Source organism: Paraburkholderia sp. GAS334 (assembly GCF_050436625.1).
GTDB lineage: Bacteria > Pseudomonadota > Gammaproteobacteria > Burkholderiales > Burkholderiaceae > Paraburkholderia.
Genome location: NZ_JBNDMO010000014.1, coordinates 116,355 through 141,576 on the forward strand (window position 1 = coordinate 116,355; position 25,222 = coordinate 141,576).

Here is a 25,222-nt window from a genome sequence, read left to right on the forward strand (position 1 = left end):
GCCCGTCACCCGACTGTCATCTGCCTCTCTCGCGCCCTTCCTTTTCACTCGCATCCTCTCGACGAATTCATCTCTCGTCGCACAGTCCGCGCAACCGCTTCACCGACGGTCTTCATCACGTCAGTTGAGCGCACCGGCGGGCCGACCCTGTCCACTTCGCGACGAACCCCCTTTGGGAAAGCCAAACACTTTCTCCAGCTGAAGTTTCTGCACGACGAAGTACAGAACGAGCGGAACGCCAAGACCGCAGATCACACCGGCAAACAGTTGCACGTAAAGATTGTCGACGTGCAGATGCATCAGCACGATGCGTGCCCCTGAGCCCGCGAGAATGTGGACGAGATAGATCGGCATCGAGGCCTGGCCTAGCGTCGTGAGTACGACCGATTCGCCAAAGCGATCCATCCATAATGCGAACTCGAATACCAGCAGAATGCCCAGCGCGGTGGCTGGCAACGCCCAGACGCTGTTGTATTCGCCGTGCGGACGGGCAAGATAAATGGCGACGCCGAGCGCGACTGCTGTCGCCAGCATCCCGGGCACCGTTGCCAAAGGCGACACCATTGCACGCACATGGCCTGCCAGCAGGACGCCCGCCGCAAAGAAGAGAAAGAACTTCAGTGACAACGCGAGAATCCCGATATCGAAGATGCTTCCGATTGCGTAAGCGACGAGGGCCGCACAAACAAGCCTGATGCGATGGGTCGTCGTCAGAACGATCAGGATGTGACACAGAAATAGTGCGTAGAGAAACCAGAACTGGCTGAAGGGATCCCAGAACATCCTCACAAGATCCGATGGATAGAACGGGTGATTTGTTTCGCCCGATGCGAACAGCAGCACCAGTCCCTGCGCAAGCGACCACAGGAAATACGGATACACGATCGTCTGCAGCTTCGACGCCAGATACCCTGCCGCGCCGCGGCGCAAGCTGCGCTCCACGTGCAGGCCGGAGAGCACAAAGAAGAGCGGCATGTGGAACGTGTAGATCGCGTAATCGGACTGAAGAATCCAGTGATGCGACGGCACCAGGCCCGCACTCACCAGTCCGCGCAGTACATGCCCATACACGACCAGGACGATCCCGGCCGCTCTCGCATAGTCCTCGTAACCTTCTCTCAAGCTGACCTCTCCGGTATCGACGGGCGACGCGTGGCACGCCCGGGTCCGTCTTTACGCCGCCATGTGGTTATGATTCGAATACGCCGACAGGTAGCTATAGCTGCGTCGTTCGCTGCGGCGCAGCGGAACCGCGTTGAAGACTACGCCCACGACCCAGGCGCCTGCGCGCTCCAGCTTCGTGATCGTCTCGGTGATTTCTTCCTCCGTCTGCATGCCGGAGCGCAGGATCAGCACGGTTTTCCCTGCGCCATTCGCGATGATCGCCGCGTCGCTGACAGCGAGCAGTGGCGGCGTATCGATGATCACCAGATCGAAGCGATGGTTGAGGTGTTCGAGCAACTGCCTGAAACGCGGCATCATCAGCAGTTCGGACGGATTGGCGGGATACGCCCCGCACGAAATGAACGACAGCCCCGGTATGCCAACGTCGCGAATCGCATGCTCAAGATCGACCTTGCCCATCAGCAGTTCGGCGAGTCCACCTGAATTCGGCTGGTTAAAGAGCGGCGCAAGGCGCCCGCATCGCATGTCTGCGTCGATCAGCAACACCCGTTTGGTGGTTTCAGCCTCAAGCACGGCAAGATTGGCTGCGACAAAACTCTTGCCCGAACCCGGCGTGGGTCCGGTCAGCACAACCGTCTTGTCCGATGCCTCGCCGACGTTGAACTGGAGCGCCGTGCGAACGCCGCGCAACGCTTCGACCGATGAGTCGTGCGGCCCGCGTCGTGCAAGCAGGTAGTGCGCTTCAGGCGGCAATATCGAGTTCGCGCCGGCGTGGGTTGGATTGGCGCCTGCAAGCAGCATGCCCTCGCCGATATTGCCGGCAAAATTGCGGCGCGGAACCTGCCGGTCCAGCTGCGCCTGATGCGCGCTGTACAACACCGATCCGAGTACCGGCACGCTCATTTCGCGCTCGATGAAATGCGGATCGCTAACGCCCGTCAGCAACCGGCTGCGCGTAAAGACAAGCAGCGCGCCCAGCATGAGCCCCACACCGACGCTCGCGCCCATCACGAGGGGCACATTCGGCGACACAGGATCCGCGGGACGGATCGCGCTATCCACGATCTGCACATTGCCCGTCGTGCCCGCGCGGCGAACCGTCAATTCCTCGGCCTTGTTCACCATCGCCACATAGATCGATTCCGCCACTTTCGCGTTACGCGTGAGATCGACGTTCTTGCGTTCGGACACGGGCATGTTATTGAACCGCGCATCGAACTTGCTCTTTGCTTCGTTCAGCTGGGCCAGCTGCTGGTCGATGTTCGCAACCGGCGGACTGGTCGGCGTGAAATGCTGGAGCAGTTGCGTGCGCTGCAACTGCAACGCGGCAATCTGCCTCTGGAAGTCGATACCGCCCTGCAAATACGACTGCGCTTCGACAGTCGGCTGCAGCGAACCCGCTTCCGACTGGTAGCTGGTCAGCTTTGCCTCCGTCTGGCGAAGTTCTTCGCGCAGACGCGGCAGTTCCTGATTGATGAAGTCGAGCGTCTTGCTATCGTTCATCCGATGGTTCGTGATCGTCGCTGCCACATAACCTTCCGCGATCCCGTTAGCGACATTGGCCGCGAGCATGGGATTGCTGCTGTCGAACGAGATCTGCACGACGCCCGTTTCCTTACCCTTTTCGAGCACCTTCACGTCGTGCGAAAACCGCTTGAGCGCATTGACCTTGTTCCAGGGCGTAACCTCGAATTCGGTGCCCGGCCGCGCGACCAGCCGCGACACCAGCATCGATACATTACCCTCGGACGCCATTACACCGGTCTTGCCCGTCAGCAGCGTCTCTCCATCAGGATCGATCACCTCGTAGCGGTTGCCTTCCAGCGCACGCAGACGTAGCGCTACGTTTTCCAGATCGGGCGGCACGTTCAACGTATCGACATGAATCTGCTCGCCGCCCCACGCATAGGTTTTCAGCCCGAACCAGGCCCGCGACGGACTACCCGCCTTCGCGAACTTGCTTGAGATCAGACCAAGCAGCGGGATCGAGCGAGGCTTGACCGTCAGGTCGTAACCATACTTGTGCAGTACCGGCTCAAGCACCGTGCGACTTTGCATCATTGCCACTTCGGCGGCCGTGGGTGGCGCCGCCTTCTGCATCAGAACCTGTCCCTGCGGAGCAATGCCCAGCGCGTTTGGATCGGGCGCGTCTACACGCACGAGCGCATCCGCCGTATAGACGGGCGTCACGAGGAACACGTATGCCGCTGTGAGCGCCACGACCACCAGGGTCGTGGCGACGATGGTCCATACGTGATCCGACAACATGCGGATCACGTCCCGCGCGTGAAGCGCGCCGTCGTTCGTGGGGCTTAGAAATCTTGCGTCGAGGTTCGGCGTAGTCACGTTGGTGTCCCTATGAAGATGGACCGTAAAAAGTAACTGAGTGCGCGTCTTGTGTATTAGTGACCGACGGAATAGGCGAGGTACAGGCTCGTCACCGTAGGCAGCAACTGTTCGAGCAGACGGTTCAGACGCGCGATTTCCTTCGTGCCCACATAGACCACATCGAGCGGCTGCAGGTCGAACTGGGTCGAAAGCAGAATCGCGTCGACCTGCGTCATGTCGAGCCGGTAAATCAGCGGGCGGGTCGGGTCGTCAGGCGATCGTCGAATGACCAGCACCTGTCGCGGGTCCGCGCTACGCGAATCGAGACTGCTTGCCCCTGATATCGCATCGGCAAGCGTCAGCCTTCCCCTGTCCATGAAAAGCGACTGGGGTTTCCCGATCTCGCCCAGCACAAAAACGCGGCTTGCGTTGTGATCCGGAACGTAGACGATGTCCTCGCTGCGCAGATCGACGTTCTGCGTGATATCACCCCGATCGAGCGCACGCTGCACATCGAGCACATACGATTTGCCGCCACGTGTCAGTTGAACGCGCTGCAGATCGGCGTCGGCGAGCGTGCCGCCCGAGCGCGTAATTGCATCCACCACCGTGAGCCTCATATCGGTGACGGGCAGTGCGCCAGGATTCTTCACCTGCCCGGCCATGTGAACCTGCTGGCTGCGGAACTGCTGGACGCGTACTTCGAGTTGCGGCTTGACGGCATAGGAACTCAGGCCCTGCATCAGCAGACGGCCGATGCCGGCGGTCGTCATGCCTGCCACACGGACACGTCCCAGCACGGGAAAGTAGATCGTGCCGTCAGCGGCGACCTGCAGGCCGTTCGGATCGACCTGTGAGCCCGCACCGCCGGCGAGGGTCTGCGGATTCGCATCCGCGCCCCCGGGTAGCGGCGCTGGCCCGGCGGCGTTGACGGTCAACTCCGGATGTCCCCACACGGTAATGCCCAGAATGTCGCCGGGCCCGACCTTGTAGTCCTCGTATCCCTTCGCCGATTGCTGGGGCAACGGTCGGTTGGTCGCATCGCTCACTCGAACCTGGCTAGCAACAACCTTCGCATTGATCATGTGGACCGGGTATGCCGTTGCCTGCGAATTGTCGACCGGCTCCTCCTGCATTCTCGCCGGATCCAGATAGGGCCCTGGCGCGATCGCGCAGCCGGCAAAACCCGAAAACAGCAGCAAAGCGACTAACCTGCTTTTGATTGTCATGATGTCTCTTCCGGTATCGTTGCCCGCGATGAAACAGGGAGTGCGGTCGAGATCGACGATGTCGACGACCTGCTTCGGGCGGGGTGAAACCTGAGGGCGCGTTAGTCAAATGGGCGTGCCGGCCTGCTGGCCGCCCGTCTCACCGACGCTCTGGTTCAGCACTCGAGCGCGCGCGTATGTCGAATCATTCCGCTCTCCCTCGAGTACGCGGACGAGGATCCCAGGTAGCGCCCTGTGCTGCTTTTTTCTACGGCGCTGGCACCAAGAAGCCGTTCGAATTCCCGCTTGACGATCCCATAGCATTCGCATGCGCGTGCTTCGAGACCTTCGCGGTCCAGGATCGTGATGTGGCCACGACGCTGGCCAATGAGACCTGCTTCCTGCAGCTTGCCCGCAGCCTCCGTCACGCCTTCGCGGCGAACGCCGAGCATCGTCGCGATCAGTTGCTGCGTGACAGCCAGTTCTTCGGACTTCAAACGATCCTGGGTGAGGAGCAACCAGCTGCACACCTGCTTGACGACGTGATGATGCCGGTTGCACAACGCGCTTTGCGCGATCTGCGTCAGGAGCGTCTGGATGTAAAGCAGCATGAGTTGATGGACGAACCGGCTGCGCTCGAACTCGTGCTTGAAGAGCTGCGCGTTCATGGCGTACGCGTAGCCGCCGCTGCGCACCTCGATGCGGTTAGGCATCGTCGCGCCGCCCATCAGGATGGGTACGCCGATCACGCCTTCGTTGCCCACTGCCGCGACCTCGGCAGTCGCGCCGTCGGCCATCAGGTAGATCATCGAGATGATGGCGGTGGTTGGAAAATAGACGTTCTTGATGGATTCGCCCGAATCGGACAACAACTGCCCGGGCCTAAGCCGCTGGAGTTTGAGATTCGGTGCGAGCGCTGCCAGTTCCGGAACGGGGAAGGCAGCTAGCAAATGATTTTCGAGTTGATCGTTTGTCGCGTCGAGCATGATTGTTTCCGCCAGGGTCACCTCGGATACCGGACGGGTAAGCGAGGGGCATCGAAGCTGCAGGCCAGTTTTCAGAACACCTGCCGCGCTGCAGCAGGCCCGATTCTTTCTAGTTCCTGGGACGTGGCTTAAGACGTCCTTCATGCGATGCCCCTCTTAAGCGACTTCTGTGCCATGGACCTCAAACGTTTGATTTACATGACCTTTTTCTTCATATGGTTAACCCTGCAATGATTCAAGTGCGCAGAATGTCTCAGTTATGAACGGTTTATCGAGGAGGAAAAGATTTTGCCGCCGCGGCACACAAAATGCTGCATCGCACGCTTAGCCTTGCTGAATATAGCCCTTAGGTGATTTCCCTACGAACGAGTCAGGTTCGACTCCGGTTGGAGCACGCGCCCGAGGCCATCGGCGACCCCGCTCAACGGGCCGAAACTGTCTCATTTCTGATAAACGGCCGGTGCCGGCACTGATCGTTCGCGCGCGCGTCCATACACGCTTTCATTCCTTAAGCGACGCGTTTCGATATCGATGAACGTCGCGCCGCGACGTCTCATTGCTTAATCGCGATGGTCTCGATGCGCTCGATTGCGACTGTCAATCGGGCAACGCTTAAGCGCGTCTCCGAACAGAGCCGCTTAAAACGCGCACGTACGGTGAACCCATTTCCATTGCCCAATCGAAATGGAGTCGATCAATGCCCACCACACTCGTGCCGTATTCGAAGCACCCATCCTCCAGCGCCGATTCGACACTCGCCATTCAGCCCGTCATCCTTGCAGGCGGCGCCGGAACACGACTATGGCCTCTATCGCGTGAGCAATACCCGAAACAGCTCATCGAACTGCTCGGCGAGGAATCATTGCTGGCCGCTACGGCACGTCGACTCGACGGCCTCGAAAAAGCGTGGCCTTTGACGGACGACCTGCTGCTTGTTTGCGGAGACAACCATCGATACATGAGCGCCGAACAGTTGCGGCAGTGCGGCAAGCCCGCCCGCATCGTGCTCGAACCGTGCGCGCGCAACACTGCGCCCGCGCTGACAGCGGCCGCGCTTGTGACAGTCGCGGACCGCAACGATGCGGTCCTCGTCGTGATGCCGGCAGATCATGCCGTGCCGGATAGCGATGCCTTTCAGGCGGCTGTGCTGCGCGCCGCACGCTATGCGGCGAACGGCGCCGTGGTCACGATCGGCATCGTGCCGCGACGTGCGGAACCGGGATATGGATACATCCGTGTCGGCATGCCGATCGGTCTGGACGGCGGCTTCACGATCGACCGGTTCGTCGAAAAGCCGCATCGCGAACTCGCCGAACAATACGTGCAGTCCGGCGAATACTGGTGGAACAGCGGGATCTTCGTGGTGCGTGCATCCGTGTGGCTATCCGTCGTCAACACGCTCCGACCGGAAATCCACGCAGCCTGCGTCGCCGCGCATCACGACGGCACCACAGCTGACATGTTCATTCGCCTCGACCCGCACGCGTTCGCACTGTGCCCGGACGACTCCATCGACTACTCCGTGATGGAACGCCTCGGCGAATGCGGCAATGTGCCGGGCGTCGTCGTGCCGATGGACGCGTCATGGTCGGACGTCGGCTCGTGGGACGCCATCTGGGAAATCATGCCGAAGGACGCGGGCGGCAACGTTGCGCGCGGCAGAGTCATGTTCGAGGACACGACGAACACCTTCGCACATTCGCAGGGCAGGCTCATTGCGTGCGTCGGACTACGCGACGTGGTGGTGGTCGAGACGCCGGACGCCATCCTCGTCGCGGACCGGCAGAACGCGCAGCAGATCAAGGCGATCGTATCGCGCATTCGCGCGGAACGCGGGCCGGAAGCGGACAACCATCGCAAGGTGCATCGCCCCTGGGGCTACTACGACTCGATCGATTCCGGGGAGCGCTTTCAGGTGAAGCGGATCGTCGTTAAACCGGGCGAGAGCCTGTCGCTACAGATGCATCATCACCGGGCAGAACACTGGGTCGTCGTACGCGGTACTGCACAGGTAACACGCGGAGAAGAGGCCTTCCTGCTGAGCGAGAACCAGTCGACCTACATTCCAATCGGAACCGTGCACCGGCTTAAAAATCCGGGGAAGACGCCGCTCGAAATCATCGAGGTGCAATCGGGTGCCTATCTCGGCGAAGACGATATTGTCCGCTTCGACGACAACTACGGCCGCATGGTTTAGGAGAACATGGTGCACGACCCGCTTCGCGCCTTCGTCAGCGTCCGCTGCTCCGTCTTAGAACGGGACCGGCAAACTCTGTCTCATCGCGCGCGGGTGGCCCGACTGCAGGTGAGCGGCCACCCACCCGCCCCGCGGCGGACGGTAAGTCGACTGCAGACGTGTCGTTCGACCCGGGGCGGTCACGCAACCCGTAATACGCAATCAGCCGGTACAGCGTCGCCCGTGAAATACCGAGTTCGCGGGCTGCGAGATTGGGGCGATCGCAATGCCGCATAAGCGCCATCTCGATCGCATCGCGCTCCGCGGCCTCTCGCACCTGCATGAGTGTGCTGTCCTTCGGAAGCATGTAGAAATCCAGCTCGAGATCGGCCGTGCTCAATACCCGTCCTTCCGCGAGCACGATTGCCCTCCGTATGCGGTTCGAAAGCTCCCGCACATTGCCGGGCCAGGAATGCATGTACATCGCCTTGATCGCGCCGTCGGAAAAGCCGCGTATCTGACGAAAACCTTCCGTTCTGTAACGGTCGAGGATGTAATGCGCGAGCAGTTCGATATCCGTGCCGCGATCCCGGAGCGGCGGTTCCACGATACGAAGAACGCAGAGCCGGTGGTAGAGATCGGAGCGGAACCGGCCCTCGTCCACCGCCCGTTCGAGCGAGACGTTGGTGGCGGAAATGATGCGGACATCGACATCGATAAACTCGTTCGAACCCAGACGCTGGATTTTTTTCTCTTCGAGAAAGCGCAACAGGATGGTCTGACTCTCGAGCGGCAGATCACCGACTTCGTCGAGAAAGAGCGTTCCCCCATGCGCCGCCTCGATGCGCCCTATCCTGCGCTCATCTGCGCCGGTGAATGCACCGCGTTCGTAGCCGAAGAGTCCGGACTGTTCGAGGTTGTGTGGCAGCGCACCGCAGTTGATCGCGACAAACGGACCGTGACGTCGTATCGAACGCCTGTGAATGGCGGCCGCGGTCAGTTCCTTGCCTGTGCCGGATTCGCCGGAGATCAGCACCGGTGCTTCGCTGTTCGCCACCTTGCTGATCGAGCGGAACAGATCCTTCATCGCCGGGCACTCGCCCACGATTTCGTCCAGCGCCGCAGAAGCTGCGGGCGCATCGTGCAGCGCAACCATACCGTGTTCGTGGCCGACGGCTTCGACGACACGGTCCAGCACGCACGGCACGGTAAGAAAGCGGGAAAAATAGTTACGGATGACGGTGCGCAAGCCGTCGTTATCGATCTGATGGCCGGCAAGCATCCCAACCCAGCCAATATCTTTCGAGTTGAAGCACGGCCTGAACGTAGCGATTTCACGCGCCGTGAAGCCGCTGGCGAAATCGAAGATTCCCACGGTCAGTGCATTCTTCAGAAGATGACGCCGCACCGCGTGTGCGGTCTCAAGCGTCACGACCTCCCAGTCGTGACCCTCAAGCAATTTGCACAACTGATGCTCAGGCCTGTGCGAAATATAGACAAGCGATCTGCCAGTTTTTCCGTCCATACGAGCGCCTCATATGGTTAACGTCAAGCCCTTTAACACGGCAATATTTTGAGCACGTATCAAGTGCGGACTGTGACAAAGTTACCGATGTCGTCCGCCTGGAACGACGGCGCCTGAGCGCCGAAGCAGGTGAAACCGGCCACGACCGACGTCGCTGCCCGGGGAAGCGCGAACCCCGGTCGGGTGGCTCACGGTGATGCTGACTGAATTGTCGCATCATGATGTGCAAAAAAATAAGCATTTCTATGTAAGAAATCGTTTGTGTGCTTCCGCACATACGCCATTAAAAATGCATGAAAAAAACGAAAAAGTGAATGCCCGCCTGCTTGCCGCGACGCCGCATCATCCAGCGTCATTCGTTCCATGTTGCATTCGCCTGAACATTAGTTGGCACAGCAAAGGGATTTCGATGACGCCCAATGATCAGACAAAAACCGAGTACGGGGCGCCCCCAGAAACAGCATCAACCCGCAACAGATATGCGTCCTTTGGCAGACCGCGCCCGTCGGCAGCACGGCCCGGCAAACCGCGCGACGGCCGCGATAGCGGCGCGTTCAGAGACCGCCGGCAGACGCCGGCGCGCATACCGACAGTCAGACGCCGCAACGCGCTGATTTATGTTGTGTGCGCGGTGGCCATGATGCTGGGCGTCGTCGTCAAGTCCGCGTTCGACCGTCTGTCGATGCCCGACCTCAACATGGCCAGCTTGACCACAACAATGGAGGCCCCGTTTAAGCTTGCCTTCAACGAACCGCACATTGCGCCGCCAGTCGCGGTACCCAGAAAAACCTCGGCGCTTAAACAACCCATCCCGCCCACTCCGGCCATCCGCAAGGATGGTGCCAGTGCTGACGCAGTCCGCAAGACACCCGTACGCAAGGATTCGCTTGTTACCGATACGGTTCATCATACGAATTCATGCCACACCAGCAGCAAGCGGCACGGATGCCAGAATGCTGGCGCCAGCGACGCAAAGCGTCGCCCACAAGCGAAGCCCGCTGCGTCGCGTGCGGCGCCGGCGCACGCTCCCCGACAGGCCACGCGCGAACCCGCAACAGTTGCGAGCCGTTCAACCTACCCAGAGGAAGAGTACGTACCTCCCGCCGTTCCGCACAAACCTGCGCCAGAGGCCAACGAAGTGGAGATCGTTCACAGCCACCATTGAAACAACCCTATGTCACCGCAAGCGCGTGTGCACTCGCGCCAGATGCACCGCGTTCGCAATGTGAAACCGGTATGGGCGCGAAACGTGCTGCGACGTACCGGACTGTATCCAACACGCCTTGACACGCTGGAACCACGCACCTGAACACGACCTATGATGAGACTTTTGCTCTATCTGACCAATTTTGGTGATCCTTACGTCACCGCGCCGCTTGCCGTGATCGTCGTGGTCTGGCTTGGCACGACGCGTTCATGGCGCCTCCTGCTGACCTGGGTTGCATGCTTTAGCGCAGGCGTATTTGTTGTAGCCGCATGCCGCTTCGCACACCGCGGCTGGGGCATGCAGTTGTCCGCATTACACATCACGATGGTGAGCGGACACACCATGCTGGCGAGCGCGGTGTATCCCACCATTTTCGTTATCTGCGGAAGTCACGCAACGCGCCGCACGACAGCACGTGCGTTTCTCTTTGGCCTTGCGGTCGCACTGGCGATCGGCGTGTCACGCAGACTGATCGGCTTTCATTCGACCGCCGAAGTCGCGACAGGCTGGCTGATCGGGTCACTGATCGCTGGCATGACGTGCTGGCCATTGATGGCGACGCGAAGCAGCGAGCCGCATACCACGCTCAGGCGTTACGATCCGACTCCGTTTGCGGCTATCGCGCTCGCCCTGATCGTGGTGTGTCACGGCAAGATTGCGCCCGTATCGATCTGGATCGATCGCACGGCGCCTGAGTTATCGGAATGGACGAAAGCCCAGGCGGATGAAATGCACTAGACGATGCCACGCGTCGCGCGTGGCATCACACTGACTTCCTCGCGCGGCGCAAGCCCGCCCGCAGACCGGCATCGAAATGCCGCGCACTGTCTCCTGCGTTCACGCCGGTCGAGGTCGTCACACCTTGCCCTTGCGTCGCCCCGGCTGGCGCCTCGTTCATTGCAGTGGTGAAGAACGCCTCATGCAGAAAGGAGTGACACACCGCGATGACATGGTCACGCGCCACCCGGTCGAGCACTTCGTGATCCATGTTGCGAAACACAAGCGCACGTACGCGGGCGAGCTTCCTCAAACGATGCCCGCTGACGCCGAAATGCAGATGCAGCTCGTCGAGACTGTGATCCCGTGGACTGAACAGCATGCGGATATGGACACCGCTTGCGTCCAGCCGCCGGATTGCCTGACGCACGTGATAGCTTTGTGTCGCCGTATCGAAAGCTTCATTGGTCCATGCCGCGATCAGGGCCCGCGCATGCGCGCGCGCGTGACGCCACATGGTGCGCAGCACCGGCGCAAGCCGGACCTGCCCGCGCATGACCTGCGCCCACTTTCCGGCCCGCACCATCGAGCGCAGATGCGCACGCGGCGAGCCCGACTGCAGGTTCGCGGCAGCCCGCATCGAGCAGCCGTCGGGAAATAGAAAGCCGACAGGATTGACGAGGATGAGCGCGCGGATTGTTGGGTTCGATTGCGCCGCACGCAGTGCCGCATAGCCGCCCGCGCAGATACCGAATACCGCAACGTCACGATAGCCGTGCCCGGCGAGCCAGTCGGCCGCTCGCGACAGGTCCGCCGCGATGCCGTCCAGCGGCAGCGATCCTATCGAACGCGGAACAGCCGCGCCCTGGCTGTCGCCGATTCCGTCCGCGTCCATCCGTAGCGACGCGTATCCAAGCAGCGCAAGCTGCCGCGCGAGCTCCACGCTGAAGCGGCCGTCACCGACATGATGCGTGCCCGCCGTGTTGGCGATCAGCAGCACCGGCGTGGTGTTGCGCGGCATCCCTTTCGAGGCGGGTTCACACAGCACGCCGAACAGGCGGCCGTCATCGAACTGAACAGGGCATTCAATCGCGCTGGAGGTCACGATGGACGGGCTGGCGTCGCCGTCCAGCGTCCCCGCATGAGGAAGAAGCGCCGTATCGGCGGCGAGCCAGTCCGTAGCGCTCTTCAGCACCGTTTTCGGCAACTCCGTCTGCCATCCGGGCTGAAAGGTCTCCAGAAAGTCTTCAAAGGGCGCGGCGTCAACCCGTGCGCCGCACGCTTCGAAATGCGCCGCCAGCGCATCGCAGCCGTCACGCTGGCCGCTGTGAACCAGCAGGACACGGGATGCCGGTGCGTGCCGGCTCTGACGCAGATCGAGCTTCCCCAGCGTTTCCATGGCCTCCGCACTGTAACGGTGGCCCAGCAGATCGAAAGCGTCCGCTGGCGTATGAAGATCAGCCGCGGTTATCTGGGCTTTCTGCAGCCACGTCTGATGCAGGATGCTCATTTCACGCATGAACCCACGCATCGACACGACCGGTGCGATCATGGCGACCGATTCGATCTCGCTTCGCTCCGCCGCCAGCGCCGCGACGAGGGCCCCGAACCGGAATCCCGCGAGCGAAACCCGTTCGACACCGGTCACGCTTTTGACGTACGCCACCGCCTGAAGCACCTCGCCTGCCCAGTCGTCGGGACGCAACAGGCCATCGAGGTCTGCCGAGTCGCCGGTGCCGAGGTAATCGAAACGCAATGTCGTTACGCCCCGTTCCGACAGCTTTTCCGCGAGTTGACGGATCGTCTGATGCAACCACATTGCCTCATGCCCCAGCGGATTACACAGCACGACCGCTCTGTCTCCGTGGCCAGGATGTAACCAGCCGAAATGCCCACCAAAAACGACAGGTTTCATTGCTCAACGCCCTTTTGTTGGTTAGCGCTCTTCGGGTCAGCCTTGCTTCTCGGCCCAAGACCTCGCTATGGGCCGTGTATCCACTATTAAGTAAGCGATATAGGCAAGGCGACCGTCGGTTCGCTTTCACACACTTGGTCAGGGGGGCGATGAGTGGGATAAGGCGCGCCAACGCGGCGTGCAGGGGATTCGACCGGCCGCGCTATTTTTCTTGTATTGCGCGGCCAGGCGTTTTAAGTCCGCAGATCGGGATGGTTCCGCGCGATTTCGATCACCCAGTCGGTGAACGCGCGAACCCGCGAACTCAGATTACGCCGATGCGGGTAAACAAGCGAAAGCGGCGTCGACGGGCTCTTATATGAGGTCAGGATTTCACGCAGCTCGCCACGTTCGAGCAGATCCGCGACCATGAAGCGCGAAGGCTGGATGATGCCGAAACCGCGCACGCCTGCGGAGACATAGACGGTGCCGTCATTCACCGAGAGCGGTCCGTCGAGCGAAATCTTGACGATCTCTCCGTCCACCTCGAACTCGAACGGAAACGTCTTTCCCGAGCGCGCGGACACATAATTCACGGCCCGATGTGCGCGCAGATCCTCGAGCGTGGCAGGCGTGCCATATTCTTCCAGATACGCAGGCGACGCACATGTCGTAATACGCGCGTTGCCGATACGCCGCGCGACGAGGCTCGACTCTTCCAGCGCGCCCATGCGTATCACACAGTCCACGCCATCCTGAACGATGTCGATATTCCGGTCAGCAAGACCAAGCCGCACGTCGATCTGCGGATAACGGCGATAGAAATCGTCAAGCAGAGGGAGCAGCAGCGTTCTGGCAAGCGTGCCCGACGTATCGACGCGGATCGTGCCTGACGGATTCTGTATCTTGTTCGACAGCGACGAATCGGCGTCGGCGAGTTCGGCGAGAATGCGCACGCATCGCTCGTAATAGAGCGCGCCGTCGTCGGTTACGCTGACCGAGCGCGTCGTGCGATTCAGGAGCCGCACGCCGACGTGCTCCTCGAGCCCCTGGATCAGGTTGCTGACCGATCCGCGTGGCAGGTCAAGCAGCTCTGCCGCTTTGGAGAAACTGTTAGTCTCGACCACCCGGGTAAAGACTTCGATTGCCTGGAGACGATCCATACCGGCGCTCCTCGAAATTAGCGGTTAAAAGGGAGAAAGGTGAAACATACGTGAACGGCGGGCACAGGCGCCCGCTACATCTTCAATCGGTAGCCGGTCTTGAAGATCCACGCCACGATCACCAGAAACACCGCTAGAAAAACGCCCGTCATCGCAAGACTGACGCCAACGCTCACGTCGGCGAGCCCGTAAAAACTCCAGCGGAATCCGCTCACCAGATAGACGATCGGATTGAACAGCGTGACCACTTTCCACACGGGCGGCAGCATGCTGACGGAGTAAAAACTGCCGCCAAGAAACGTCAGCGGCGTGATGATCAACAGCGGCACCAGTTGCAGCTTTTCGAAACTGTTGGCCCAGATGCCAATGATAAAACCTAGCAGACTGAACGTCACCGCGGTCAGCACCAGAAACAGGATCATCCAGAACGGGTGCTGAACCTGAATCGGCACGAAGAGGCCTGCGGTCGCGAGAATGATCAGACCAAGCGCAATCGACTTGGTCGCGGCCGCGCCCACATAGCTCACCACGATCTCAAGATAGGACACCGGCGCGGACAGCAGCTCGAAGATCGTGCCCGTGAACCTCGGAAAGTAGATGCCGAACGACGCGTTGGAAATGCTCTGCGACAGGAGCGACAGCATGATGAGTCCAGGCACAATGAACGCGCCATAACTGATGCCGTCGACTTCCTTGATCCGCGAGCCGATCGCCGCGCCGAACACAACAAAATAAAGCGAAGTCGAAATCACCGGCGCAATGATGCTCTGCATGAGCGTGCGCCACGTACGGGCCATCTCGAAGCGATAGATCGCGCGGATTGCGTTGATGTTCATTGCTCACCTCGCACGAGGCTCACGAAGATATCCTCAAGGGAACTCTGCGTCGTCTGAAGATCCCTGAAGCGGATGCCTGCATCGTTAAGGTCTTTGAGCAGCGCAAGAATGCTGCCGCGTTCGCCCTGCGTATCGTAGGTGTAAGTCAATTCGTTTCCGTCGCTGGCCAGCTCAAGATTCCATCCGGTGAGCGTCGCCGGAATGCTGTCGAGCGGGCTTTCCAGCTGCAGCCCCAACTGCTTCTTGCCCAGCTTGTGCATCAACTCGGTCTTGTCCTCAACCAGCATGATCTCGCCAGCGTTGATCACGCCAATGCGGTCAGCCATCTCTTCGGCTTCGTCGATGTAGTGCGTGGTCAGAATGATCGTGACGCCACTTTCGCGTAGCGAACGGACCAGCTTCCACATGTCGCGTCGCAGTTCGACGTCGACGCCTGCGGTCGGCTCATCGAGAAACAGCACCTGCGGTTCATGCGATAGCGCCTTGGCGATCAGCACACGCCGTTTCATCCCGCCGGAAAGCGTGATGATCTTGCTGTTCCGCTTGTCCCATAGCGAGAGGTCGCGAAGCACCTTTTCGATGTGGGCGGGATTCGCTGGCTTGCCGAACAGGCCGCGGCTGAACGACACCGTCGCCCACACGGTTTCGAACGAATCAGTGGTCAGTTCCTGCGGCACGAGACCGATCATCGAGCGCGCGGCGCGGTAATCAGTCGCGATGTCGTGGCCGTCGACGACGACAGTGCCTTCGCTCGCCCTGACGATGCCGCAGATGATGCTGATGAGTGTCGTCTTGCCCGCGCCGTTCGGCCCCAGCAATGCAAAGATCTCGCCCTTGCGTATCGCAAGGTTGATGTTCTTTAGCGCGTGAAGCCCCGTGGCGTAGGTTTTCGAAAGACTGGATATGGACAGGATAGGTTGCATGACCGCGACGATAGCAGAAGCCGGGCTTTCGCTGTTTTTCCCCAACATGCGAACCGCTCAGCCATCGCTCAGCCACCATTATCGCAGGCGCCCATCCGGTAGACCGAGATGCCTTCCATCGGATCGGGCGCTTCGCGCCACGGCGCGCACTGCAGCGCCCGCGCTGTGTCTTCATGGCCGGCCGCCCAGCGACGCGCGATGCCGTCCGATGAAAAATCGATGTCCTTGTTCAGGTCGTCGCCATCGAAACGCGGCGCGTCGAGTTCCAGAACCTGCATCGTCGTGCCGCAGCCCCAGTTGAGCAGTTCCTTCACCTCCGGCTTGTCGCGCGCCGCCTCGGGCAGGTGCTCCCCGAGTTCGCGGATCACGTGGCGCAGCCTGTGAATCTGTTTCTGCCGCTCAAGATGGCTTTCCGCGCGGCTCGAATACTGGATGTCGCGCTGGCGGCTCATCACCTGCCAGATCGATTGCGGCTCGGGGCCATTCCCGGGCCACAACTGCACTGCGAATATCACCGAACTGCGGCGTGGCCGGTCATCGAGCACCGCCTCGAGCGGCGTATTCGAATAGATACCGCCATCCCAGTACGTCTCGCCGTCGATCCGTACCGAGGGAAAACCCGGCGGAAAGGCAGCGGATGCCATCACGTGGTTCACGTCCATGGGCGCATCGCGGTTCGTGAAATAGCGCATGCGTCCCGTGCGTACGTTGACGGTGCCGACCGTCAGGCGCGTCTGCTTGCTGTTCAGATGCTCAAAATTCACCAGCGCGGAAAGCGTCTCGCGCAGCGGCTCGGTCGAATAGAACGCCGCCTGATCGAGCCCGACTGGCGCATGCACGCCCATCCACGCATCCGGGCGCGGCGTGAAGAATGATGCAATGCCTTGTGTCACGGTCGCGAGGTCGCGCGACCATTGGTCGAGTGCCGGCAGCCAGCCCGCAGTCGCGCTGCCATGATGCGCGACGCCGTCCCAGAAGCTTTTGAGCCGTGCGAGCCTGTCCTGTGGCGGATTACCGGCGATGATCGCGCCGTTGATCGCACCGATCGACGTGCCGATCACCCAGTCCGGCTCGACGTTCGCATCGTGAAGCGCCTGATACACGCCCGCCTGATAGGCACCCAGCGCCCCGCCGCCCTGCAGCACGAGAACGACCTGCCCGGCGATACCGGACGCTTCGGACGCTTCGGACGCTCCGGGCTTTGCGTCGGGCGGCGAATCGACTTGCACAGTGGTTGCCTTTCTGGCCATCGTTCTTCTCCTTCGGCAGACAGACCGCACCGGTCCGGCCCGGAAGAACACCCGGTCGGACCCGATCTGCGGATGCAAACGAGCGTAGATGACCGCCGCTCCGGGCGCGCCCGTCAACGGTCACCGCACGGCTAAACGTCTGCTCAGCGCTTACCTGAGCGCTCGCCTCTAGAGAATACTCTCCGTCGCGTTCACAAATGTTACACAGGTCACTGGTTATCCTTCGACGTCGTCAAACACCCCCCACAGGATTTTCGTACCGTTCGAGGCTTCCATGAATGCCTGGTCAACGCATTGCCGTGCGTCGCGCGGCAAACGTTTGCTCTCTGCCATCGCGATGCTGCTATTGACGTCGCTGTGCGTATCCATCAGCGCATGCAGCGACGACGAAAAGCCTGCAACGAGCGTGCACCCCGACGCCCCGTCGATCACAGCGACGGATACGCCGCCCGCCGCAACACTCACGATCCAGACACCCGCGCAGGCCGGCGCTCCCGCATCGGAGAGTCTCGTCACACTTGCGACACCCGTGATTCACACCGCCGATTGAAGTCCCCAGCGCCGCGCGTCGGTGCAATGATGTTGGCACCCAGGCGCGGCACGTTCCCTCTTCCATACATCGACACCCACATGACATCGAAGAACCGCCGTGACTTTCTGCGTTCCGCCGCCCAGGTAGCCGGCTCCGCGACTGCCCTGAGCATGCTGCCGGCCGGCATCCGCAACGCGCTTGCGATTCCCGCGAACAACGCGACGGGCAGCATCCGCGACGTCGAACATATCGTCGTGCTGATGCAGGAGAACCGTTCCTTCGACCACTACTTCGGCACGCTCAGAGGCGTGCGAGGCTTTGGCGACACGCGCGCCATCGCGCTGCCGAACGGCAAGCCGGTCTGGTATCAGCCGCTCGCCGGCGATGCTGGCTACGTCTTGCCGTTCCGCCCCACCGCGCCGAACCTCGGCCTGCAGTTCCTGCAGGATCTCGCGCACGACTGGACCACCACGCACCTCGCGTGGAATGGCGGCCGTTACGACCAGTGGGTGCCGACCAAAGGCGCGACGACGATGGCCTACCTGACGCGCGACGACATCCCGTTCCACTACCAGCTCGCCGACGCGTTCACCATCTGCGACGCGTACCACTGCTCGCTGATGGGCCCAACCGACCCGAACCGCTATTACATGTGGAGCGGCTGGGTCGGCAATGACGGCGCCGGCGGCGGCCCGGTGATCGATAACTCCGAACTCGGCTACGGCTGGTCGACGTATCCGGAAGTGCTGCAAAAAGCGGGTATTTCGTGGAAGGTCTATCAGGATGCCGGCACCGGTCTCGACGCGAAAGGCTCCTGGGGCTGGACGCAAAATCCGTACATCGGCAATTACGGCGATAACTCGCTGCTCTATTTCAACCAGTACCGCAACGCGCAGCCGGGCAATCCGCTGTACGACAACGCCCGCACCGGCACGAACGTCGCCGCTGGCGGCACGTACTTCGACATCCTGAAGCGCGACGTGCAGAACAACGCGTTGCCGCAGGTCTCGTGGATCGTCGCCCCCGAAGCGTATTCGGAACACCCGAACTGGCCGTCGAATTACGGCGCGTGGTACGTCGATCAGGTGCTGCAGATCCTCACGTCGAATCCCGAGGTGTGGAGCAAGACCGTGCTGCTCATCAACTACGATGAGAACGACGGCTTCTTCGATCACATGTCGCCGCCATTCGCCGCGGCATCGGGCGCGAACGGTCTCTCGACCGTCGATACCAGCAACGAAAACTACGCCGGCGACCCAAAGAATCCGGCGGGCCCTTACGGGCTCGGACCGCGCGTGCCGATGCTGGTTGTGTCGCCGTGGTCGAAGGGCGGCTGGGTATGCTCGGAGGTGTTCGATCACACCTCCGTGATCCGCTTCATCGAGAAGCGCTTCGGCCAGCATCACGATCTCGGCGAGTCGAACATCACGCCGTGGCGTCGTGCCGTGTGCGGCGACCTCACATCCGCGTTCAACTTCGCGAATCCCAACGAAGCGTTGCCTTCGCTACCGCCGACCACGGGCTACGTGCCGCCGGACCAGCTGCGCCATGACGACTATGTGCCGTTGCCGCCCGCCGTACAGGCCGTACCGAAGCAGGAGCCAGGCGTGCGGCCGGCGCGCGCGCTGCCGTATGAACTGTTCGTGCGGATTCGCGCGGAAGGCGGGCATGACAAGGTGACGATCCGCTTCGTCAACACGGGCCAGGGCGGCGCAGTGTTCCTCGTGTACACCGCGAACAGCACCGATGCGCCGCGCAGCTATACGGTCGAAGCGCGCAAACGTCTCGAAGGCCAGTTGCCGCTGAATGCCGATGGCACCTACGACTTCACCGTGCACGGGCCGAACGGCTTCCTGCGACGCTTTGCGGGCAAACCGGCGTCGACCCGCTGGTGGGGCGAGGAAAAGGCCCGGCCGGAAGTGGCCGAAGGCTATGACGTCGCGAACGGCAACCTGCAGCTGCGACTGGAGAATCCTGGCACCGCGCGCTGCCAGTTCACGATCACGAACGCCTACGATCCAGGCGCTACGATCAAACACGTCGTGCGCGGCGGCGATACGGATCAGGTCTACCTCGATCTGCGCAAGGCGTATGGATGGTACGACCTGTCGGTGTCGGTCGATGCGGACGCAACCTTTGCACGGCGGTTCGCCGGGCACGTCGAAACCGGCCGCAGCAGCATGAGCGACCCGGCACTCGGCGGCTGAAACTGAAGCGGGGAACGCGCGCCAGCAAATGCTGACGATGAACTACCGGTGAGCAGGCGGGCCGCTGGCCGCCTGCTCCCGGATCAGTTCGATCAGCGCGCGCAGTCCGGCCGGCACATGACGACGGCCTGGATAGTAGAGACACAGGCCGTCGAACACAGGCATCCAGTCTTTGAGCACGCGCCGGAGGCTGCCGGCTGCCAGTTCCGGCGCGACCCGCCATTCGTTCATGTACGCGAGGCCGAAGCCCTCGCGTACCGCGGCAAGCATCAGGCCTGGGTCGTCGAGCGTGATATCGCCCTTCACGTCGACGCTAAACGCTTCGCCGTGACGCTGGAACTCCCAGTGATAGATCACGCCGCTCGGCATACGGATGCGGATGCAACGATGTGCGCTGAGATCAGCTGGCGTGCGTGGAGCGGGATAACGCCGAAGGTAATCCGGGCTGCCCACCACAGCGAAGCGCTGCGTGTCGCCGAACGGCACCGCGATCATGTCCTGCGGAACAGTTTCGGCGAGGCGGATGCCTGCATCGAATCCTTCAACGACGATATCCACCAGACGCCCCTCCGTGACGAGATCCAGTTTCATCTCCGGATAGCGCTTCAGAAAGGTCATCAGGAGCGGCATCACCCGCTCCGCAGCGCCCGCTGACGTATTGATGCGCAGCGTGCCGGAAGGCGTGTCGCGAAAGCTGCCGGCCTGCTCGATCGCCGCGCGGATCGTCGAAAGCGCGGGGGCGACACTGTCGACGAACTGCGCGCCGGCTTCGGAGAGCGACACGCTGCGCGTGGTGCGATTGAAGAACCGCACGCCGATGCGCGCTTCCAGCGCCGCCACGGCGTGGCTCAGCGCGGACGTCGATACGCCCAGTTCGGTGGCCGCCGCGCGGAAGCTTCGATGACGCGCCACCGCCAGCACCGCTTCCAGTTCGCCCAGTCCGGATGTCTTCATTATCCTGGATCGTTCAACATAACATCCTGAATTATATGGCTAGTCAGATCAATGAGCCGCCGCTATCTTCGGTTCACTGAAGCAGATCTTGCGGAGCACGAATGCAGCACATTGATCAGATTTACATTGACGGCGTGTTCGTCACGCCACATGGCACCGAGTGGTTCGACCTCTACAACCCTTCGACTGAGCAGGTGATTGGCCGTGTGCGCCTGGCCGACGAACACGATGCGCGCGACGCTATCGCCGCCGCAACCCGGGCTTTTCCAGCGTTTTCGCGCACCAGCAAGGCGGAGCGCATCGCCCTGCTGCATCGGATGGCGGACGCCGTCGAGGCACGTCAACCGGCGCTGCTGGATGCAATCGTCGAGGAATACGGTGCACCGGTTTCGCGTGCGGGCTGGATGGCTGCGCATGCTTCGAGTGTGCTGCGCGAGGCTGCAAAGGTGCTGCACGACTACGCGTTCGTGCGCCAGATGGGTACCGCGCAGGTCGTGATGCAACCGCTCGGCGTCGCCGGTCTGATTACGCCGTGGAACAGCGATGCGGGATTCATCTGCGGAAAACTCGCCGCTGCGATTGCTGCCGGGTGCACCGCCGTGATCAAGCCGAGCGAGATGAGCGCGATCCAGACGCGCATCGTCACCCAGGCGCTTCACGAAGCCGGTTTGCCCGCAGGCGTGTTCAACATCGTCACGGGCAGAGGCGAAACCGTGGGTGCGGAGATCAGCACGCATCCGGGCGTCGCGAAGATTTCGTTCACTGGATCGACCGCTGTTGGCAAAACGATCCTGCGCGCGGGCGCCGGAACGTTGAAGCGCGTGACCCTTGAACTGGGCGGCAAATCGCCGATGCTGATCCTCGATGACGCGGACTTCGCCACAGCGGTACCGCTCGCGATCCAGGCCGGCTTTATGAACAGCGGCCAGGCCTGCATTGCCGGCACGCGCATTCTTGTACCGGAAGCGCGGCTCGACGAATTCGAGCGGCGCGTGAAAATCGAAGTCGGGCGCACGAAAGCGGGCGATCCGCGCGATCCGGAGATCGCCATCGGTCCGATGGTCAGCCAGAAGCAATGGGATCGCGTGCAACGCTATATCCGCATCGGCATCGACGAAGGCGCGCGGCTTATTGCCGGCGGCGAGGGTCGCCCAGAAGGAATCGAAGCCGGCTGGTTCGTGCGGCCGACGGTTTTTAGTGGCGTGCACAACGACATGACCGTCGCGCGCGAGGAAATCTTCGGACCGGTGCTGTCGATCATCACGTATCGCGATACCGAAGAGGCCATCGCAATCGCGAACGATACAGCGTATGGGTTGCAGGCTTACGTCGTATCCGCCGATGCGCAACGCGCCCATGCCGTCGCGGCGCGCCTCGATGCAGGCCGCGTGCTGGTCAATACGCTGGCGCACGAGCCCGCTGCGCCGTTCGGCGGCTTCAAGCAGTCGGGTATCGGCCGCGAATACGGTACGTTCGGGCTCGAAGCGTTTCTGGAGCCGAAGGCGATACTGGGCGTGAGTTGATCGTGCCGGGGGCGCGCCTTGCTGTCAACTGTCAGCCCAGCGCGCCGAACCGTTCATGCACATAGGCCAGAAACTGTTCGAGCCGGTGTTCGATAGATGGCCCGAAGCTCACATATTTGACGCGCCGGTCATGCTCCGCGCTCTCCTCGACCAGCCAGCCGTCATCAATTAACGCCTGCACATAACGCACCGCCGTGCGCCGGCTAACGCCGGGCATGAAGTCGTAGAGCACCGTCTTGGCGAAATGGCGCTGGTCGTCCATCCACATCCCGCAGAACAGGTCGCTGTAGTTCAGGTCGTTCAGCCCGATATCGCCGAAATGCACGGCCCACTGCGAGTCCATATCAAGAATCGCGCTCGCGACGGCTTTTCCTTTGCTGCGGGAGATTTTTCGAATCATCGTTTCACCAGTTGGAAGACGCTCGCACAGTTTATGGGCAAAGCATGCACAAAGTCGAGCACCCCAGGCTCGTGGTCGGGCCTCCTCTCCTGTACCGAACATTTTATTTTTTTGCGCCATTTTATCATGTAGTATTGCATGCACTTTGTCATGCAAATGGAGTGGCGATGGAACTGAAACTGTTCAAGACCTTCTGGGGTTTCGATGGCGGCCCGCGCGATGCGGCGCCTCTCGTGCGCGCGGCCGGATTCGATGGTATCGAAGCGCCAGTGCCGGCGGGCGCAGCAGCGCGCGAGGATTTTGCCGCCGCGATTCGGGACGAGCAGCTCGATTTCATCGCTGAAATCACAACTGCCGGCAGTTATGTGCCGGAGCGTTCGGCAACGCCTGCCGATCACCTGCGCGACTTCGAAGAGAAGATTATCTGGGGCAAGCCGCTCAAGCCGCGCTTCTTCAATGTAATGGCCGGCTGCGATGCGTGGCCTGCCGCGACCCAGATCGATTTCTTCGCGCGCGCCGTGGATATCGCCGCGAAACACGAGGTGATCTGCAGCTTCGAGACACATCGCGGGCGCTCGTTCTTCAACCCGTGGATCACGCGTGACGTGGCGCGCGCCGTGCCCGACCTGAAGCTGACGTGCGATTTCAGTCACTGGGTTTGCGTGTGCGAGCGGCTGCTTGAAAGCGAATGGGACACGGTGCTCGAACTGGCACCCCATGCGCATCATGTGCACGGACGGGTCGGCTATCCGCAAGGTCCTCAGGTGCCGCATCCGGCCGCGCCGGAATACGCCGATTGCCTTTTGTCGCATCAGCGCATGTGGGAAGAACTGTGGACCGCGCAGATCGCCGGTGGCTACACGACCACGACGATGACGCCTGAGTTCGGCCCCGATGGCTATCTGCATACGTTGCCGTTCACGAATGCGCCGGTCGCGGACCTGTGGGGAATCAACACGTGGATGGGCCAGACGGAGCGCAAACATCTCGCGGCGTTTCTCGCGCAGCGCTCGGATGCGCCGCTAGCGCGGGTCGCGTGACAGCGACCGCGATCCGTCCAACGCTCAACTTTCACCCGGACATTTCGTCATGAACCTCACTCATACCGGCTTCGACCGGCTGCCGGTCGTCGATGTCAGCGGTCTCTATAGCGACGACCTCGAAGCACGTCTCGCGACGGCACGCACCCTCGATCGCGCTGCGCGTGACGCGGGTTTTTTCTATGTCACGGGTCATCAGGTCACGCGCGAGCAGCAGACAGCGCTTGTCGATCAGGCGAAGCGATTCTTCGCCGCGCCGGACGACTGGAAGATGCGCTACTACATCGGCAATTCGCGCGCGCATCGCGGCTACGTGCCCGAAGGCGAAGAGGTGTTCGCAGGTGGTAAGCGTGATCGCAAGGAGGCGTTCGATACAGGCGCCGACCTTCCGCTCGACGATCCGCTTGTTGCTAGCGGTACGCCGCTGCTCGGACCGAACGTCTGGCCCGATCAGCCGGGCTTCGATCACGCCGTCACCGGGTATTACCGGGCAACCATGGCGCTCGGCCGCGTGCTGTTTCGTGGCTTTTCGCTCGCGCTCGGTTTGCCGGAAACGCATTTCGAGCAATATCTGAACACGCCACCGAGCCAGTTGCGTCTGATCCACTATCCCCACGACGCCACAGCCGCCGACGCGCCCGGCATCGGCGCGCACACCGACTATGAGTGCTTCACGATCCTCATGCCAACCGCGCCAGGGCTCGAAGTGATGAACGGCAATGGCGAATGGATCGACGCGCCGCCAGTCGACAACGCGTTCGTCGTCAACATCGGCGACATGCTCGAAGTGTGGACTGGCGGCACCTACGTCGCGACCTCGCACCGCGTGCGCAAGGTCAGCGAAGAGCGCTACTCGTTTCCGCTCTTCTTTGCCTGCGACTACTCGACCGTGGTTGCGCCGCTGCCGGAGTTTGCAACACCGGAAGCACGCGAAAAGTACCCGCCCGTGGCCGCCGGCAACCATCTTTTCGCGCAGACCGCACAGAGCTTCACGTATCTGAAGCAGCGGATCGCGCGCGGTGATCTCGTCCTGCCCGACGGCTCGAAGGCGCTCGCGAGTTTTGGACAGCAGGCCCGTTACGCCGCCATCGAAGCAACGTGAAGCTGCGCTTTGATCCGACCTACGTGCGCATGGCCGCGGACGGCAAGCTCTACTCACCCACAGGATAGGACGCAGCGCGGCCGTGCGGAGAGTCCGCACCGCGCCTGCAAAGCCACAAAGGCAGCA

The 25,222-nt window shown here is 61.5% G+C and carries 20 protein-coding genes; 8 read left to right on the forward strand and 12 right to left on the reverse strand.

Translation table 11 applies throughout. The annotated features are described in order from the left end of the window. Nucleotides 1-120 precede the first annotated feature (120 nt). From P3T21_RS24055 to P3T21_RS24070, 4 genes are all read right to left on the reverse strand, one after another. A complete protein-coding gene (locus P3T21_RS24055; RefSeq protein WP_429258455.1) occupies nucleotides 121-1,122 on the reverse strand; it encodes an acyltransferase family protein in 1,002 nt (333 codons plus the stop codon). Between the two features lie 51 nt (nucleotides 1,123-1,173). After that, the gene (locus tag P3T21_RS24060; RefSeq protein ID WP_429258456.1) at nucleotides 1,174-3,471 is read right to left on the reverse strand and encodes a polysaccharide biosynthesis tyrosine autokinase; all 2,298 of its coding nucleotides are present in this window, start codon (nucleotides 3,469-3,471) and stop codon (nucleotides 1,174-1,176) included. A gap of 56 nt (nucleotides 3,472-3,527) precedes the next feature. Continuing rightward, nucleotides 3,528-4,682 (reverse strand): polysaccharide biosynthesis/export family protein, encoded by a 1,155-nt coding sequence (locus tag P3T21_RS24065; RefSeq protein ID WP_429258457.1) that lies wholly within the window; start codon nucleotides 4,680-4,682, stop codon nucleotides 3,528-3,530. A gap of 155 nt (nucleotides 4,683-4,837) precedes the next feature. After that, the gene (locus P3T21_RS24070) at nucleotides 4,838-5,647 is read right to left on the reverse strand and encodes a Crp/Fnr family transcriptional regulator (RefSeq protein WP_429258458.1); all 810 of its coding nucleotides are present in this window, start codon (nucleotides 5,645-5,647) and stop codon (nucleotides 4,838-4,840) included. Between the two features lie 697 nt (nucleotides 5,648-6,344). On the opposite strand from P3T21_RS24070, the gene P3T21_RS24075 reads away from it, so the two are divergent. Further along, a complete protein-coding gene (locus P3T21_RS24075) occupies nucleotides 6,345-7,844 on the forward strand; it encodes a mannose-1-phosphate guanylyltransferase/mannose-6-phosphate isomerase (RefSeq protein ID WP_429258459.1) in 1,500 nt (499 codons plus the stop codon). 34 nt (nucleotides 7,845-7,878) lie between these two features. On the opposite strand, the gene P3T21_RS24080 is transcribed toward P3T21_RS24075, so the two are convergent. Further along, the gene (locus P3T21_RS24080; RefSeq protein WP_429258460.1) at nucleotides 7,879-9,348 is read right to left on the reverse strand and encodes a sigma 54-interacting transcriptional regulator; all 1,470 of its coding nucleotides are present in this window, start codon (nucleotides 9,346-9,348) and stop codon (nucleotides 7,879-7,881) included. A gap of 196 nt (nucleotides 9,349-9,544) precedes the next feature. Here P3T21_RS24080 and P3T21_RS24085 point away from each other — a divergent pair, with 196 nt between their 5' ends. Together P3T21_RS24085 and P3T21_RS24090 are read left to right on the forward strand one after the other, a co-directional pair. Further along, complete coding sequence (locus P3T21_RS24085) at nucleotides 9,545-10,513, forward strand: hypothetical protein (protein ID WP_429258461.1); 969 nt, start codon at nucleotides 9,545-9,547, stop codon at nucleotides 10,511-10,513. Between the two features lie 153 nt (nucleotides 10,514-10,666). Continuing rightward, on the forward strand, nucleotides 10,667-11,293 hold the full coding sequence (locus tag P3T21_RS24090; RefSeq protein WP_429258462.1) for a phosphatase PAP2 family protein: 627 nt from the start codon (nucleotides 10,667-10,669) through the stop codon (nucleotides 11,291-11,293). 25 nt (nucleotides 11,294-11,318) lie between these two features. On the opposite strand, the gene P3T21_RS24095 is transcribed toward P3T21_RS24090, so the two are convergent. The 5 genes from P3T21_RS24095 to P3T21_RS24115 form a co-directional block, all read right to left on the reverse strand. Next, complete coding sequence (locus P3T21_RS24095; RefSeq protein WP_429258463.1) at nucleotides 11,319-13,187, reverse strand: serine aminopeptidase domain-containing protein; 1,869 nt, start codon at nucleotides 13,185-13,187, stop codon at nucleotides 11,319-11,321. Between the two features lie 233 nt (nucleotides 13,188-13,420). After that, nucleotides 13,421-14,329, reverse strand: a complete 909-nt coding sequence (locus P3T21_RS24100) for a LysR substrate-binding domain-containing protein (RefSeq protein ID WP_429258464.1) — start codon at nucleotides 14,327-14,329, stop codon at nucleotides 13,421-13,423. Between the two features lie 74 nt (nucleotides 14,330-14,403). Then, nucleotides 14,404-15,165, reverse strand: a complete 762-nt coding sequence (locus P3T21_RS24105) for an ABC transporter permease (protein ID WP_429258465.1) — start codon at nucleotides 15,163-15,165, stop codon at nucleotides 14,404-14,406. Then, the gene (locus P3T21_RS24110) at nucleotides 15,162-16,088 is read right to left on the reverse strand and encodes an ABC transporter ATP-binding protein (protein WP_429258510.1); all 927 of its coding nucleotides are present in this window, start codon (nucleotides 16,086-16,088) and stop codon (nucleotides 15,162-15,164) included. Before P3T21_RS24110 ends, P3T21_RS24105 begins: the two co-directional genes overlap by 4 nt. Before the next feature lie 68 nt (nucleotides 16,089-16,156). After that, nucleotides 16,157-17,338, reverse strand: a complete 1,182-nt coding sequence (locus tag P3T21_RS24115) for a patatin-like phospholipase family protein (protein ID WP_429258466.1) — start codon at nucleotides 17,336-17,338, stop codon at nucleotides 16,157-16,159. 274 nt (nucleotides 17,339-17,612) lie between these two features. On the opposite strand from P3T21_RS24115, the gene P3T21_RS24120 reads away from it, so the two are divergent. Continuing rightward, a complete protein-coding gene (locus P3T21_RS24120) occupies nucleotides 17,613-17,888 on the forward strand; it encodes a hypothetical protein (protein ID WP_429258467.1) in 276 nt (91 codons plus the stop codon). 80 nt (nucleotides 17,889-17,968) lie between these two features. Beyond that, nucleotides 17,969-20,077: a phosphocholine-specific phospholipase C gene (locus tag P3T21_RS24125; RefSeq protein WP_429258468.1), complete on the forward strand. Its 2,109-nt coding sequence runs from the start codon at nucleotides 17,969-17,971 to the stop codon at nucleotides 20,075-20,077. A gap of 42 nt (nucleotides 20,078-20,119) precedes the next feature. Here the strand turns inward: P3T21_RS24125 and P3T21_RS24130 are convergent, their stop codons facing one another. Further along, entirely contained in the window at nucleotides 20,120-21,031 is a 912-nt protein-coding gene (locus P3T21_RS24130) for a LysR family transcriptional regulator (protein ID WP_429258469.1), read from the reverse strand. A gap of 101 nt (nucleotides 21,032-21,132) precedes the next feature. On the opposite strand from P3T21_RS24130, the gene P3T21_RS24135 reads away from it, so the two are divergent. Further along, nucleotides 21,133-22,554 (forward strand): aldehyde dehydrogenase family protein, encoded by a 1,422-nt coding sequence (locus P3T21_RS24135; protein WP_429258470.1) that lies wholly within the window; start codon nucleotides 21,133-21,135, stop codon nucleotides 22,552-22,554. A 31-nt stretch (nucleotides 22,555-22,585) separates the two neighbouring features. Here the strand turns inward: P3T21_RS24135 and P3T21_RS24140 are convergent, their stop codons facing one another. Beyond that, a complete protein-coding gene (locus P3T21_RS24140) occupies nucleotides 22,586-23,074 on the reverse strand; it encodes a MarR family transcriptional regulator (protein ID WP_429258471.1) in 489 nt (162 codons plus the stop codon). 47 nt (nucleotides 23,075-23,121) lie between these two features. Here P3T21_RS24140 and P3T21_RS24145 point away from each other — a divergent pair, with 47 nt between their 5' ends. Further along, entirely contained in the window at nucleotides 23,122-23,994 is an 873-nt protein-coding gene (locus tag P3T21_RS24145; protein ID WP_429258472.1) for a sugar phosphate isomerase/epimerase family protein, read from the forward strand. Between the two features lie 49 nt (nucleotides 23,995-24,043). Further along, nucleotides 24,044-25,096 (forward strand): isopenicillin N synthase family dioxygenase, encoded by a 1,053-nt coding sequence (locus tag P3T21_RS24150; protein ID WP_429258473.1) that lies wholly within the window; start codon nucleotides 24,044-24,046, stop codon nucleotides 25,094-25,096. Nucleotides 25,097-25,222 lie beyond the last annotated feature (126 nt).